The organism is Fervidobacterium sp. 2310opik-2, from assembly GCF_011057735.1.
In the GTDB taxonomy this organism is placed as follows: domain Bacteria; phylum Thermotogota; class Thermotogae; order Thermotogales; family Fervidobacteriaceae; genus Fervidobacterium; species Fervidobacterium nodosum.
On record NZ_LNGG01000004.1, the window covers coordinates 99,730 to 113,686 of the forward strand.

General features: G+C 36.6%; 12 protein-coding genes. 7 read left to right on the forward strand and 5 right to left on the reverse strand.

What is annotated here, in order from left to right; translation table 11 throughout:
* The first annotated feature begins 32 nt into the window (after window positions 1-32).
* Genes AS161_RS02335 through AS161_RS02365 form a run of 7 tightly spaced genes read left to right on the forward strand, consistent with a single transcriptional unit; the run spans window position 33 to window position 7,306 of the window.
* Window positions 33-1,022, forward strand: a complete 990-nt coding sequence (locus AS161_RS02335) for an ABC transporter permease (RefSeq protein WP_164541655.1) — start codon at window positions 33-35, stop codon at window positions 1,020-1,022.
* Window positions 1,022-1,864, forward strand: coding sequence for an ABC transporter permease (locus tag AS161_RS02340; RefSeq protein ID WP_164541656.1), 843 nt, complete (start codon window positions 1,022-1,024; stop codon window positions 1,862-1,864). The genes AS161_RS02335 and AS161_RS02340 overlap by 1 nt, the downstream gene beginning before the upstream one ends.
* Window positions 1,865-1,906: 42 nt before the next feature.
* Window positions 1,907-2,863 (forward strand): ABC transporter ATP-binding protein, encoded by a 957-nt coding sequence (locus AS161_RS02345; protein WP_164541657.1) that lies wholly within the window; start codon window positions 1,907-1,909, stop codon window positions 2,861-2,863.
* On the forward strand, window positions 2,856-3,776 hold the full coding sequence (locus AS161_RS02350) for an ABC transporter ATP-binding protein (protein ID WP_164541658.1): 921 nt from the start codon (window positions 2,856-2,858) through the stop codon (window positions 3,774-3,776). Before AS161_RS02345 ends, AS161_RS02350 begins: the two co-directional genes overlap by 8 nt.
* Window positions 3,777-3,827: 51 nt before the next feature.
* A complete protein-coding gene (gene bgaS / locus AS161_RS02355; protein WP_164541696.1) occupies window positions 3,828-5,228 on the forward strand; it encodes a beta-galactosidase BgaS in 1,401 nt (466 codons plus the stop codon).
* A 31-nt stretch (window positions 5,229-5,259) separates the two neighbouring features.
* Window positions 5,260-6,261 carry a LacI family DNA-binding transcriptional regulator gene (locus tag AS161_RS02360; protein WP_164541659.1) on the forward strand — a complete coding sequence of 334 codons (1,002 nt, stop codon included), beginning with the start codon at window positions 5,260-5,262 and terminating at the stop codon, window positions 6,259-6,261.
* A gap of 13 nt (window positions 6,262-6,274) precedes the next feature.
* Entirely contained in the window at window positions 6,275-7,306 is a 1,032-nt protein-coding gene (locus tag AS161_RS02365; protein WP_164541660.1) for a glycoside hydrolase family 5 protein, read from the forward strand.
* Between the two features lie 88 nt (window positions 7,307-7,394).
* Here AS161_RS02365 and AS161_RS02370 read toward each other — a convergent pair whose 3' ends face one another.
* From AS161_RS02370 to AS161_RS02390, 5 genes are all read right to left on the reverse strand, one after another.
* Entirely contained in the window at window positions 7,395-9,110 is a 1,716-nt protein-coding gene (locus tag AS161_RS02370; RefSeq protein ID WP_164541661.1) for an ABC transporter permease, read from the reverse strand.
* A 15-nt stretch (window positions 9,111-9,125) separates the two neighbouring features.
* Window positions 9,126-10,091 (reverse strand): ABC transporter permease, encoded by a 966-nt coding sequence (locus tag AS161_RS02375; RefSeq protein ID WP_164541662.1) that lies wholly within the window; start codon window positions 10,089-10,091, stop codon window positions 9,126-9,128.
* Window positions 10,092-10,213: 122 nt separating this feature from the next.
* The gene (locus AS161_RS02380; RefSeq protein ID WP_164541663.1) at window positions 10,214-11,950 is read right to left on the reverse strand and encodes an ABC transporter substrate-binding protein; all 1,737 of its coding nucleotides are present in this window, start codon (window positions 11,948-11,950) and stop codon (window positions 10,214-10,216) included.
* Between the two features lie 2 nt (window positions 11,951-11,952).
* Window positions 11,953-12,960, reverse strand: a complete 1,008-nt coding sequence (locus tag AS161_RS02385) for a dipeptide ABC transporter ATP-binding protein (RefSeq protein ID WP_164541664.1) — start codon at window positions 12,958-12,960, stop codon at window positions 11,953-11,955.
* On the reverse strand, window positions 12,953-13,951 hold the full coding sequence (locus AS161_RS02390) for an ABC transporter ATP-binding protein (RefSeq protein ID WP_164541697.1): 999 nt from the start codon (window positions 13,949-13,951) through the stop codon (window positions 12,953-12,955). The genes AS161_RS02385 and AS161_RS02390 overlap by 8 nt, the downstream gene beginning before the upstream one ends.
* Between the last annotated feature and the right edge of the window lie 6 nt (window positions 13,952-13,957).

Below are 13,957 nucleotides of genomic sequence, written 5' to 3' on the forward strand. Positions count from 1 at the left end.
ATAATTTACAATCAATCTAAGAGGTGTAAGAGATGAAAAAGTATTTAAGAACAAAAATATTAGTCTACATTCTTACTTTTATTTTCGCAGTTACTATAGATTGGTTGATTCCCAGGCTCATGCCTGGGAATCCCATTCTTGTTTTAGTTTCGAGGTTCTCAGGTTTGCCAGAATCTGCAAGAGTAATGTACAGTTATTTAACTAAAGCGTTTGGTTTAGATTTGCCGATGTGGAAACAATACATAAATTTCTGGGTGGCTCTATTTAAAGGAGACCTTGGAATAAGTATATACCTTTATCCGAAACCAGTTTTGGATATCCTCAAAAGTGCGCTTCCTTATTCTTTAAGTATCCTAATTCCAGCTATTTTGCTGAGTTGGTTTGTAGGCAACAATCTTGGAGCTATCGCTGCCAGACGAAAAAAATTAGACTCGATTATGCTTCCAATAATGTACTTTTTAACTGGTGCACCTTATTTATGGTTTGGTATTTTACTCGCTTACTTTTTAGGATTCTTGTTAGGATGGTTTCCAATATCTGGTGCTTATAGTTTTTCCTTGAGACCTCATCTTTCTTGGCTTTTCATAGGGGACTATCTAAAACATTGGTTTTTACCATTTTTCTCACTTTTCATAGTACAACTTGGTGGTTGGGCAATAGGAATGAGAAACATGATAATTTATGAACTTGAGAATAATTATGTACGATACTTAGAAACTTTAGGTGTTAAAAGAAATTTGATAAGAAAGTACGCTTTTAGGAACGCAATACTTCCACAAGTTACCGGTTTGGCGTTGCAACTTGGAACTGTTATAGCTGGCCAAGTTACCACAGAGGTCGTTTTTTCATATCCTGGAATAGGGTACGTGCTAACGCAGGGAATACTCAATCAGGATTACTTCCTTATTCAGGGTTGTTTCCTTTTCATAATAATAGGAGTTTTGGTTGCTAATTTTACTGTTGACTTGATATATATGGTTCTTGATCCAAGAGTTAGATATTCTTACGGTGGTGAGATTTGATGAGGGAAATATTGTTTTTTGCATTTAGAAATAATAAACTCAGAATAGGGCTTTCGGTAATTTTGTTTTTCTTGCTCCTTGGACTTTTTGGGCCTTACATATCAAAATATAAAGATCCTCTTGATTACGTTGGGATGGGTTCACAACCTCCCAGTAAAGAACATTGGCTCGGTACAACAACTTTTGGCCAAGATGTGTTTACACAGTTAGTTTATGGCCTTAGGTCTTCTTTTTTTGTTGGGCTTGTTGGTGGTGGGTTAGCGACGTTGATAGGGATAATTATAGGTTTTTTTGCAGGTTATGAAGGTGGAATAATAGATGAACTTTTGATGATGCTAACAAATATATTACTTGTTGTCCCAACCCTTGCTCTATTGATAATAGTCGCGTCATATCTTCCATACAGAGGTATTTTAATACAGAGCATAATCATAGGCTTTACAGCATGGCCTTGGACTGCTAGGGCGGTTAGAGCTCAAACACTTTCGTTAAAAGCTCGTGAATTTGTAAACCTTGCGAGAATAACTGGAAGGTCTCATTTAAAGATAATCTTATATGAAATAATGCCCAATATGCTTTCATACATCTTTATGGTTTTTATCTTGCAATTCGGTGGAGCGATACTTGCGGCCGTTGGTTTAGACTTTATAGGTTTAGGACCAACAAGGGGTATTTCACTTGGTTTAATGATGCAAAATGCTGTTTTGTGGAACGCAATTCAACTTGGAATGTGGTGGTGGGCAATTCCTCCGGGATTAGTTATAACACTTGTCGTGGGCGCACTTTACTTTATGAACACAGGGCTTGATGAGGTATTTAATCCTAAGTTGAGAGAAATGTAATAAATAAAGAGATTTACGAATCTTAAGGAGTTGATAAATAAGATGTTGGAGGTCAAAAATTTAAAGATATACTATAAAACTCTTAAGGGTTATGTGAAAGCTCTCGATGATGTGACTTTCGATGTTAAAGATGGGGAGCTATTAGGAGTTGCAGGTGAATCAGGATGTGGAAAATCAACGCTTGTCAATAGCTTAACACTATTGAAACCACCTATGAATTATTTTGGTGGAAATGTGTACTTAGACTCTGAGCCCCTACCAATAAACGATTTCGAAAAAATGAATGATTTTAGATTTAAGAAAATTTCTATAATCCCGCAGTATGCTATGGATGCCCTTAACCCAACAAGGAAGATAGGTGTATACATTAGAGAAATTCTTGAAAGTAGAAATATTAATTACGAAAGTATTGAAGATACTCTAATGGAACGGTTGAGATATGTTAAACTTCCAGAAAGAATCCTAAAAATGTATCCAATCGAACTTTCTGGAGGAATGAAACAGAGACTTGTTATGGTAATTAGCACTCTACTTAACCCTTCTTTGCTTATCGCTGATGAAATCACATCTGCATTGGATGTATCTACTCAAAAGTCTGTTTGTTTAATGATTAAAGGTTTCAAAGATCAGCAAATCGTTAAATCCCTTATATTTGTTACTCACGATTTGTCAGTGCTCTATCAAATAGCTGATAGGATTATGGTCATGTACGCAGGAAAAGTTGCCGAAATCGGGACAACACAACAACTCATAGAAAATCCGGTACATCCATATACAAAAATGCTCTTATCATCTCTTCCCGAAGTTGGAGTAAGGTATACTGAAAACAAACTAAAGGGTATACCAGGTCAACCACCTCAATTGTTAAATCCACCAGAGGGTTGTAGATTCAAAGACAGATGTCCACTTCGCACAAAAGAATGTGATGAAGAACCACCGATGGTGGAAATTGAAGAAGGGCACGTAGCTTATTGTTGGAAGGTGAAATCCAATGCTTGAAGTAGTCAATTTGACAAAAGCTTACAATATAGGAGCGTTTGGGAAAGAGAAATTTTATGCAGTTGATAATGTGTCTTTTAAAATTGAAGATAACGAAATAGTTTCGTTAATAGGTGAAAGTGGTAGTGGAAAGACTACCATTGGAAAGCTTATATTACGTCTTACAAAACCAACTTCCGGGAAAATTATTTACAATGGTACCGATATTTCAACATTTAAAAATATTAAGGGATACTATAGGTATGTTCAAGGAATTTTTCAAGATCCATTTAGTTCGTACAATCCAATTTTTAAAATTGATAGAATATTTGAAATGGTAAGGGAAGAATTTTATCCGTCTGAAAATCGCGATAAATGGATGGGAAAAGTTGAAAGCACTATAAAAGATATTGGATTGAACCCAAAAGAGATAATTGGAAAGTTCCCACATCAACTGAGTGGTGGACAACTTCAAAGGTTGCTTATCGCTCGTGCATTACTTATGAACGCAAAATTTTTGGTTGCTGATGAGATTATAAGTATGTTAGATGCTTCAACAAGGATAGATATCTTGAATCTTTTGATAGGTCTAAAAGAGAAGGGTTTGTCTGTTTTATTTATTACTCATGACCTTTCGTTAGGTTACTATACAAGTGACAAGACAATAATATTATACCGTGGATCGATAATGGAGTATGGAGACACAGTAAAAGTTTTCAATAACCCATTGCATCCTTACACCAAAATGCTACTTGAGTCCGTTCCAACAACACATAAGAAATGGACAAGGGAAGAATTAATAGCTGAAAGCAGAAGAACTCCGCCAGGATATTGTAAATACTATGATAGATGTCCTTTGGGTGATAGTGCTTGTAAGAATGTAGAATTACGTCAAGTTGAAGATAATCATTTTGTTGCATGCACAAAAATTTAAGTAATTGATTAACTAATTGTCCTAAAAAATTGGTGAAAGAGGTGGTTGATGATGTTTCCAAAAGATTTTTTATTTGGTGTTTCGATGTCAGGGTTCCAGTTTGAGATGGGAAATCCTCAAGACGTAGAGGAAGTTGATCCAAATACAGATTGGTATATTTGGGTAAGGTATATCGGAAATCTTGTAAATGGAGTTGTAAGTGGGGACTTGCCTGAAAATGGTTCATGGTACTGGAAGCAGTACGGCAAAGTCCACCAATTAGCTGCCGATTTTGGGATGGATGTAATACGAATAGGAACCGAGTGGTCGAGGATTTTCCCAGCTAGTACGCAAAATGTTGAGTACGGCTCACCGGATATGCTCGAAAAATTGGATAAATTAGCAAACCAAAAAGCGGTAAGTCATTACAGGAAAATAATGGAGGATATAAAAGCAAAGGGGTTAAAATTGTTCGTTAACCTTTACCACTTTACTTTACCTATTTGGTTGCACGACCCTATAGCTGTTCACAAAGGTGAGAAGACAGATAAACTTGGTTGGATTTCTGATGCTACACCTATCGAGTTTGCGAAGTATGCAGAGTACATGGCATGGAAATTTGCCGATATAGTTGATATGTGGGCCTCTATGAACGAACCACACGTTGTAAGTCAGCTTGGATATTTTGCAATAAATGCGGGATTTCCACCAAGTTATTTTAATCCTTCATGGTATATCAAAAGTTTAGAAAACGAAGCGAAAGCACATAACTTAGCTTATGATGCTATAAAAAAGTATACAAATAATCTTGTTGGAGTTATATACTCTTTTACATGGTACGATACTGTTAATAAAGACGACAAGGAATCTTTTGAAAATGCTATGGATCTCACAAATTGGCGATTTATAGACATGGTAAAAGATAAAACTGATTACATAGGTGTAAATTATTACACAAGAGCGGTTATCGATAGACTTCCCACCACTATTGACTTTGGCGAATTTAAAATGAATTGGTATACTTTGAGAGGTTACGGTTATTCTTGCGAAGAGGGAGGATTCGCACTCTCCGGAAGGCCGGCAAGCGAATTTGGATGGGAAATATACCCTGAAGGGCTGTACAATATTTTGATACATGTTTATAATAGATACAAAAAAGATATTTATGTTACGGAGAACGGTATAGCTGATTCAAAGGATAAATACAGAAGTCTTTTTATCATATCGCATCTTTATGCTATAGAAAAAGCATTAAACGAAGGAATACCAATAAAAGGTTATTTACACTGGTCGATTATAGACAATTTCGAATGGGCGAAAGGCTACAGTAAAAGATTTGGACTTGCTCACACGGATTTGTCAACCAAAAAATATATACCTAGACCTTCTATGTACATTTTTAGAGAGATAATAAAGGAAAAGTCTATTGACAAATTCAAAGGTTACGACCCTTATAACTTGATGAAATTCTGAGGAGAGAATATAAAAGAGGTGGAATGTCCATATGGTAACAATCAAAGACGTAGCAAGAGAAGCAGGAGTTTCTATAGCAACGGTTTCGAGGGTCATAAATGGCTTCAGTAACGTAAATGAAGAGACAAGAAAGAAAGTCTTGCGGGCGATAAAATCACTTGGTTACAAGCCGATGCCTTCACTTAGGAAGGCATCGGAACTTCTTTATACTATAGGGGTTTTATTACCAAATTTAAAGGGCGATCATTACAACGAAATACTTATGGCTATAGAAGATTACGCAAAGAGAAATGATTTCGAAGTGATGGTCTCGGTTCCTAATATGCTTCCAGAAGAGGAAAAGCATGTTTTGGATCAGTACTTTAAAAGAAAGATCGATGGGATAATTTTGTGTGAGTTATTTGGAGGTATTGAGTATCTCAAACCTTTCATAAACAGTGGAATACCAATTGTAGCACTCGATTACTATATAGAAGAGGTGGTTTGCGATTCTGTAAATATAGATAATTTAACTGGTGCGATGAACGCTATGAAATATCTGTACAAAATGGGACACAGAAAGATACTTTATGTAAGGGGGCCACAATATTCGCCGGCTTCAAGAAATAGGGAAAAAGGTATTAAAAAGTTCTTAGACAGGCACAAAGATGTTGAAGTGTTTTTTAGTGAGCACGAAGGATTTAATCCTGAGGATGGATATCAATCTGTAAGTGAATTTTTGAAGAAAAAAGGAAAATTGTTTACAGCCGTTTTTTCTGTAAATGATTGGTCAGCGATAGGAGCGATTAGAGCGTTAAAGGAAAATGGGTTAGAAATACCAGAAGATGTTTCAATTATCGGTTATGATGATGCACCGTATTCTGAATATCTTTACCCACCGCTGACAACCATCCGGCAACCGCGTTGGGAAATGGGGCAGATGGCAGCTCAATTGCTAATCGATAGAATTCTTGGTAAAGGTCCTAAGATTGCAAGAAACGTTATTTTACCAACTCAATTGATTGAAAGGCAGTCTGTCAAGAAAATTGAGTAAAGAAGGTGGAATAATGAATAAAAAGATATTGAGTGTTTTACTTGGTTTCGCTTTAATTTTTCTCATGAATGGTAATTGCAAAGCTGACCAAAGTGTGAGTAATGTCGATAAAAGTAGTGCTTTTGAATATAATAAAATGATTGGACATGGGATAAACCTGGGAAATGCTTTAGAAGCCCCTGTAGAAGGTTCTTGGGGAGTTTATATTGAAGATGAATATTTTAAAATAATAAAAGAAAGAGGTTTTGATTCTGTAAGAATTCCTATCAGATGGTCTGCCCATATTTCTGAGGAATATCCTTACGAAATTGATAAGTTCTTTTTAGACAGAGTTAGACATGTTGTCGATGTTGCATTGAGGAATGATTTGGTTGTAATAATCAATTGTCACCATTTCGAGGAATTGTATCAAGACCCTGATAAGTATGGTCCAGTATTAGTTGAAGTTTGGAAACAAATTGCCCAAGCTTTTAAAGATTATCCAGACAAATTGTTCTTTGAAATATTTAACGAACCAGCTCAAAATTTGACTCCGACTAAGTGGAATGAGCTTTATCCAAAAGTTTTAGGTGAAATTCGAAAAACGAATCCATCAAGAATTGTAATTATAGACGTTCCAAATTGGTCGAACTATAGCTACGTAAGAGAGTTAAAGCTTGTTGATGATAAAAATATAATTGTTTCATTCCATTATTACGAACCTTTTAATTTTACTCACCAAGGTGCTGAATGGGTTAGTCCAACGCTTCCAATTGGCGTTAAATGGGAAGGAAAAGATTGGGAAGTTGAGCAAATTAGGAATCATTTCAAATATGTTAGTGAGTGGGCAAAGAAAAACAATGTTCCGATATTTTTAGGTGAGTTTGGCGCATATTCAAAAGCAGATATGGAATCACGGGTGAAATGGACCAAAACAGTTAGGAGAATCGCTGAAGAATTCGGATTTTCGCTTGCATATTGGGAATTTTGTGCAGGGTTTGGATTGTATGATAGATGGGCAAAAACATGGATAGAACCTCTTACTACCTCTGCACTTGGAAAATAAACAATTAAAATACTAAGAAACGAAGGTAAAATGAAAGTGGCGGTTAAAAACCGCCACTTTCTTGTTCTTTTAATTATTTTAAAATATTTTATCCTAATGCCCTTGGGTCAAAAGCGTCTCTTAAACCGTCACCAACGAAGTTAAATGCAAGAACCACTATGAATATGAATGCACCTGGAATAAGTAGCCACGGGGCTTTTTCTAGTATGTATACATCTTGAGCAGCTGTAAGCATATTACCCCATGAAGCAGAAGGCTCTCTTATACCAAGTCCGAGGTATGAAAGACCTGCCTCACCAAGGATATATCCAGGTATAGAGAGTGTGGAACTTACGATTATATACGTTGCAAGGTTTGGAATTATATGTCTCCACATGATGCGCATATCTGGGAAGCCAAGCGCGATAGCTGCCTCTACATATTCCCTTTGTCTTTCTGCTAGTATTTGACCCCTGATAATCCTTGCTCTTCCAGGCCAACCCAAGAATGCAAGTATGAATATCAACAACATGTATATTTGCGAGCTTGGCAAATCAATTGGTAACAACGCGCGTAACATAAGAAGCAGATAAAAACCAGGAATAGCCATTAAAATTTCACAAAATCTCATGATTATTTCATCTACAAGTCCGCCGTAGAAACCTGCGAGCGCCCCGAAGAAGAGTGACAATACAAGTGTAACAAACAAACCGATGAAACCTATTGTTAGCGATACGCGTGATGCAAATATAATTCTACTCCAGACATCTCTACCGTACCTATCCGAACCAAAGATGTTGAGAGAAACATACTCGTTGTTATCGTAGTTATCGACACCGAAAAGATGATAGTGAAGTGGGATTATCCAGAATAGATAACCTACACGTTCTGGGTCAGTTCTGTCTGGACCCCAAGATTTAACAAAGAATTTAACTGGATAGTATTTGTAATCGTAAGAAACAATTTTAGCCTCATCAAGTGAAATTTCATGTTCATTGAATTCTTCATCGTAGTATTTTATACCTATAACTTCTTGCTCTATTCTTATTGCTGTGAGTCTTTCCATAGCTTCTTGTTCGTCTACAGCATAAAATCCTATCTTCCAACCTTCATTTTGTGCAACAACTGATCTTGCAGTTCTTGAGGTTGTTTCCCTAATGTTTTTACCTTTTTCAATTAGCGAATTATCAACACCAAAAACAAGTTTCTCAATCTCTTCCGTTTCGTCTGAATACTGTTTCCATTCACCATCTATTTTCGCGTATTTTATAGTTCTTACAACAAGCTTTATTGAATTTGCTAGTGCAAATTGTTCATCCAACTTCCTGCCCTTTGGTAAGTATTTTGGGACAATTGTACCGTCATCTTTAACCTCAACGACGTTTTTGTCTATTATAGCTAATTCTCTTCCATCGCTGTATTTTACTTTGATTCTACTTGGGAAGAGCATAGATTTAAAATTCTGTGTAAAATCTAAACTATCGATGTAACTAATTTCTGGCAGAACGTAAGGCGCCATCTTCGTTTTTAAATCTGCAACTTCGTATTTTGAAAGCACTGTTGTTGGCTTTTTCAAAGAATGGTTCAAATTTTGCTGAAAAGGATTGTACGGAGCGAGAAAATCCGCAAAAATCATTGCAATGTACATTACTATAAGTACCCACATTCCAAACATAGCCAACTTATTCTTCTTAAAAGCACGCCACATTAACTGCCCACGCGATAGATAAACATCTTCAAAGTCTACAGTTCCTGAGTCTTCATTAGAAACATTTTGACTTTGTGCCGAATTTAGTTCATTTTTAAGTTTTTTCTTTTCACTCATTTCATCAGGCCCTCCTTATTCGTATCTAATTCTTGGATCAACTGCTGCGAGGAGTATATCACCAACGAGGTTACCGATTATAAGTAAAACTGTACTAATTACTGTACTTGCCATAACAACGTAATAATCTTTTTGTAGAAGGGCTTGATAGGTTAACCTTCCAAGTCCAGGCCAGGAGAAGATTGTTTCTGTAATAACTGCACCACTGAGTAATCCTGCTAAACTACCACCAAACATCGTAACAAGAGGGTTAATAGCATTTCGCAATGCATGTTTATATATAACAACCCTTTCGGGCATTCCTTTCGCTCTTGCAAATTCTACGTAATCTTCATTAAGAACATCAAGAAGAGTACCTCTTTGGTATCTCATTAAACCGGCAAAACCACCAAACGTAAGTGTAAAAGCGGGTAATTGCAACCTCCAAAAAATATCTTTAAATGCATTCCAGACATCGAGTCGGGATGTTTCGGGGCTGTACATTCCACCTATTGGGAACCAGCCTGTTCTTGCGGCCATGTAAAGTAAAACAAGCGCAAGGAAAAATCCGGGAAGTGCTAATCCGCTAAATGCTATAACTGTTAGTATTTTATCTGTAAGAGTATATTTTTTTAACGCTGAAACTACACCTAAGACAACACCGATTATCCATGAAATAACAAATGAATAAAGTGATAGTACAAAAGTTCCAAGTAGCCTTTCGGATATAAGACTTGCTACAGTACGTCTATAGTAGAAAGAATAGCCAAAATCGAGTTTAAGTAATTTTCCAAACCAGTAAAAATATTGTACTACTGCTGGTTTATCAAGCCCAAGTTCTTTTTCCATAGCTTGCAATGTCTCCTTTGAGACAGAAGGGTCAAGCCTGTATTGATCTAAAAAGTCACCAGGGGATAGTTGCATGAGGGTAAAAACGATTACTGTTATTATCCATAACTCTGGTAGAAGTATTATGAGCCTACGTGCTATGTACTTAATCAACCCTATTCACCTCCGAAGGTTATTAAAAATACTCAATTAACAAAAAACATGATTATTATTAATAAACGCGGGGCGGGATGCCCCGCGGTTGTAATGTTTTAATAAAGTTTAAAATTTAAATATTATTCTTCTTTGTAGAGCCAGTCAAGGTTCCATGTTGTTCCGCCTAAGAGTGTTATTTTAACATTCTTAATTGTATTTCTCCATGCAAAGAGTCTTAAGCTGTTAACTGTGTAAATAAGTGGTATATTTTCAGATGCGAGTTTTTGGTATTTTGCCCAGTAGTCTTTCACAACATTTTCGTCGAGTATTCTAACGTTTTCTTTGAATATCTTATCTATTTCTTTTTCAAAATCTGGTACCCAGTAAATTTTTGGATCAACCCAGTCTGCATTTTCTGGTGAGAGGTTCCAGAAGTGTAACGAACCGTCAAGTGCCCATACGTTTCTTCCACCTTGTGGTTCATCTCCACCTGTTAGACCAATGATTATAGCATCCCAGTCACCAACGTTAAGCATTCTGTTAATAAGTGTGTTGAAATCACCAGGTACGAATGTGATATCCATACCAAGTTGTTTGAGAGCTGCGGTTATAATGTTACCCATACCTTCACGGACTGTGTTTCCAGCATTTGTTTCGATTGTGAATTTGACTGGTCTACCTTTGCTGTCTATAAGTCTTCCATTTTTATCCCAGCTGAATCCACCAAGTTTAAGTTCTGCTCTTGCTTTATTTAAATCGTATGGATATTTTACTGTGACTTTTTCGTTGTAGAATGGTGAAGCCATTGAAACTGGTGACCATTGTTCAATTGCAAGACCGTTGAAGAGTGTATCAATCATCTTTTTCTTATCCATTGCGTAAGCGACTGCTTTTCTGAAGTGCACGTTCCTGAACCAGTCTCTCTTTGCCTGGTCTTTGTTGTTCCAGTTGAATGTTATGAATAGTGTACCATATGCTGGACCATATGAGAGAACGGTTATGTTGAATTTCTTTTCGTTTTCTTTAAAGTAGTTAAATTCTGTACCTCTTGGTGAGTAAATATCAACTTCTCCTTTTTCAAATGCCAATTTTTGTGCATCTTGTGAAGATATAATTTTGTAAACTACTTCTTTCAAATATGGCAATTGTGTTCCGTTCTTATCTTTCTTCCAGTAATTCGGGTTTGCTACAAATCTTACGTATTGGTCTGGTACATACTCTACTGGAATGAATGGCCCTAAACCAACAATTTCTTTCTTATTGATTGAATCGACTGTCCAGAATTCTGCGAATTTTTTGTTTTTAACCCAGCTTTCGGCCTTGTGTTTTGGGAATATGTACATTCCGCCAAGGTATCTGAGAGCAAGTCTAAATGGTTCTGGATAGTACATTTTAACTGTGTAATCGTTTATCTTTGTTGCTTTTGGTAAGTAACCATTTGTACTCTTTATGACATCTTTGAATGAACTTGGGATATCTGGGTTTGTGTAAATATCGTTGAGTGTGAAGACAACATCATCTGCTGTGAATGGTGTACCATCACTCCACTTTACACCTTTTCTAAGGTACCATATAATTTCCATACCGCCATCTTTTGTTAGACGTGGACCATCCCATTTTTCCGCGAGTGCTGGATAGAACTTACCGTCTCTCGCATCTCTTTCGATAAGTGTTCCACCCCAGCTCATGAACATGGCAATGACATCAGAAGAACTTGTTTCTTTGGACACTGTGTCGTTAACTGTTCTTGGACCACTAAGTGTTGGAAGAATGAGTGTCCCACCTTTTTTACCAGTTGCATCTGCACCAATGTAAGTGTTAGCAAAAGCGAAGAATACAAATAAAGAAACAAGAAGCGTTACGAGAACCTTCTTCATACCTACACCTCCCTTTTATCTACCAGGAAGCACGAAACCTGGTGATTTGAAGAAACTGATTTCATTTGTGGATATTCTTTGTCACATATATCCATTTTAAATGGGCACCTTGGATGGAAGAAACAGCCACTTGGTCTTGCTATTGGGCTTGGTACATTACCTGTTAATATTATACGTTTTCTCTTCTTTTCTATTGCAGGGTCTGGAATTGGTGATGCTGATAATAACGCTTTTGTATATGGATGAATAGGATTGTCAAATACTTCATTTACATCTCCCATTTCCACAATTTTTCCAAGGTACATAACAGCAACGTTGTTACTAATAAATCTAACGAGTGCAAGGTTATGTGAGATAAATACATATGTTAATCCAAGCTCTTGTTGGAACTTCAAGAGCAAATTTACTATTTGTGCTTGAACAGACACATCAAGTGCAGAAGTTGGTTCATCAAGGTATATTATCTCTGGGTCAACGCTAAGAGCACGTGCGATAGCAATTCTTTGTTTTTGCCCACCACTAAATTGGTGTGGATATCTATCCATATGAAATGCTTTTAAACCAACCATCTTCAAAAGTTCAACCGCTTTTTCGTTTGCTTCTTGTTGATTTTGAACAATTTTGTGGAAGAGCATCGGTTCCGTAAGAATTTGTCCAACTGTCATTCTTGGATTAAGAGAACCAATAGGGTTTTGGAAAACTATTTGCATTTTTCTTCTAAATGGTAGAAGCTCTTCTCTTGACATTTTTGAAATATCCGTACCAAGGACTTCTATTTTTCCATCTGTTGGATCAATCAATCTTAGCATTACTCTTGCAGTTGTAGTCTTTCCACAACCAGATTCTCCAACCAATGCGAATGTTTCCCCACGCTTTACTTCAAATGAAACATCGTCAACTGCTTTAACATCAGCAACATGTTTCTTCATTAGAAATCCTTTGTATATGGGAAAGTATTTTTTTAGGTTTTCTACTTTAATTATTACTTCGTTATTTTTTTTATCAGGCATTTACATCCCCTCCGGCTTCTACTGGGTTAAAGCATCTTACAAAATGTCCTGGTTCTAATTCTTCAAATTTTGGTAGTTCTTTAGTACATTTATCTAATCTTCTTTGGCACCTTGGTGCAAATGGACATACGTCGGGAACATCTATCATTCTTGGCGGTTGTCCGGGTATCGCTTCAATTTTATCTTGTTTTATATCAACACGTGGTATTGATTTAAGAAGCATATTTGTGTAAGGATGCATCGGTTTGTGGAAGATATCTTCAGCTGGACCAAGTTCCATCTGTCTTCCACCGTACATGACCATAACCCTGTCAGCCATAGCAGATATAACCCCAAGGTCGTGAGTTATGAATAGCGTTCCTGTTTTTAATTCTTTTTGTAAATCTTTCATAAGTTCAAGGACTTGTGCTTGTATTGTAACGTCCAAAGCCGTTGTTGGCTCATCAGCTATAAGTATTTTTGGATTACATGAAAGTGCTATAGCAATTACCACACGTTGTTTCATTCCACCGCTGAACTCAAATGGGTATGAATTCATTCGTTTTTCAGGTTCGGGTATTTGAACTTTTTCAAGCATCTCGACAGCAAGCTTCCAAGCAGTTGGTCTATCGACATCTTGATGTTGCATAATCGTTTCTATAAGCTGGTCACCTATTGTATATAACGGGTTAAGTGATGTCAACGGGTCTTGGAATATCATTGAAATTTCTTTACCTCTTATTTGTGTCAATTCATCTTCGCTCATTTTAACTATGTCTTCTTCTTTACCACGGCCTCTATATATAACTTGACCTTGGACAATTTTACCAGGATGATGGATAAGTCTCATAATACTTCTAACTGTTATACTCTTTCCTGATCCGGTTTCGCCAACTATCCCAAGAACCTCATTTTCGGAAAGTTCAAAGGAAACATCGTTAACAGCTTTTAATACCCCTTCTTCTAAGTAAAACCAGGTACTAAGGTTTCTAACGCTGAGTATCGATTCCAAAACTAC

Coding starts and splice junctions, on each gene's coding strand:
- AS161_RS02335 (WP_164541655.1), top strand. CDS start 33: ATGAAAAAGTATTTAAGAACAAAAATATTAGTCTACATTCTTACTTTT.
- AS161_RS02340 (WP_164541656.1), top strand. CDS start 1,022: ATGAGGGAAATATTGTTTTTTGCATTTAGAAATAATAAACTCAGAATA.
- AS161_RS02345 (WP_164541657.1), top strand. CDS start 1,907: ATGTTGGAGGTCAAAAATTTAAAGATATACTATAAAACTCTTAAGGGT.
- AS161_RS02350 (WP_164541658.1), top strand. CDS start 2,856: ATGCTTGAAGTAGTCAATTTGACAAAAGCTTACAATATAGGAGCGTTT.
- bgaS (WP_164541696.1), top strand. CDS start 3,828: ATGTTTCCAAAAGATTTTTTATTTGGTGTTTCGATGTCAGGGTTCCAG.
- AS161_RS02360 (WP_164541659.1), top strand. CDS start 5,260: ATGGTAACAATCAAAGACGTAGCAAGAGAAGCAGGAGTTTCTATAGCA.
- AS161_RS02365 (WP_164541660.1), top strand. CDS start 6,275: ATGAATAAAAAGATATTGAGTGTTTTACTTGGTTTCGCTTTAATTTTT.
- AS161_RS02370 (WP_164541661.1), bottom strand. CDS start 9,110: ATGAGTGAAAAGAAAAAACTTAAAAATGAACTAAATTCGGCACAAAGT.
- AS161_RS02380 (WP_164541663.1), bottom strand. CDS start 11,950: ATGAAGAAGGTTCTCGTAACGCTTCTTGTTTCTTTATTTGTATTCTTC.
- AS161_RS02385 (WP_164541664.1), bottom strand. CDS start 12,960: ATGCCTGATAAAAAAAATAACGAAGTAATAATTAAAGTAGAAAACCTA.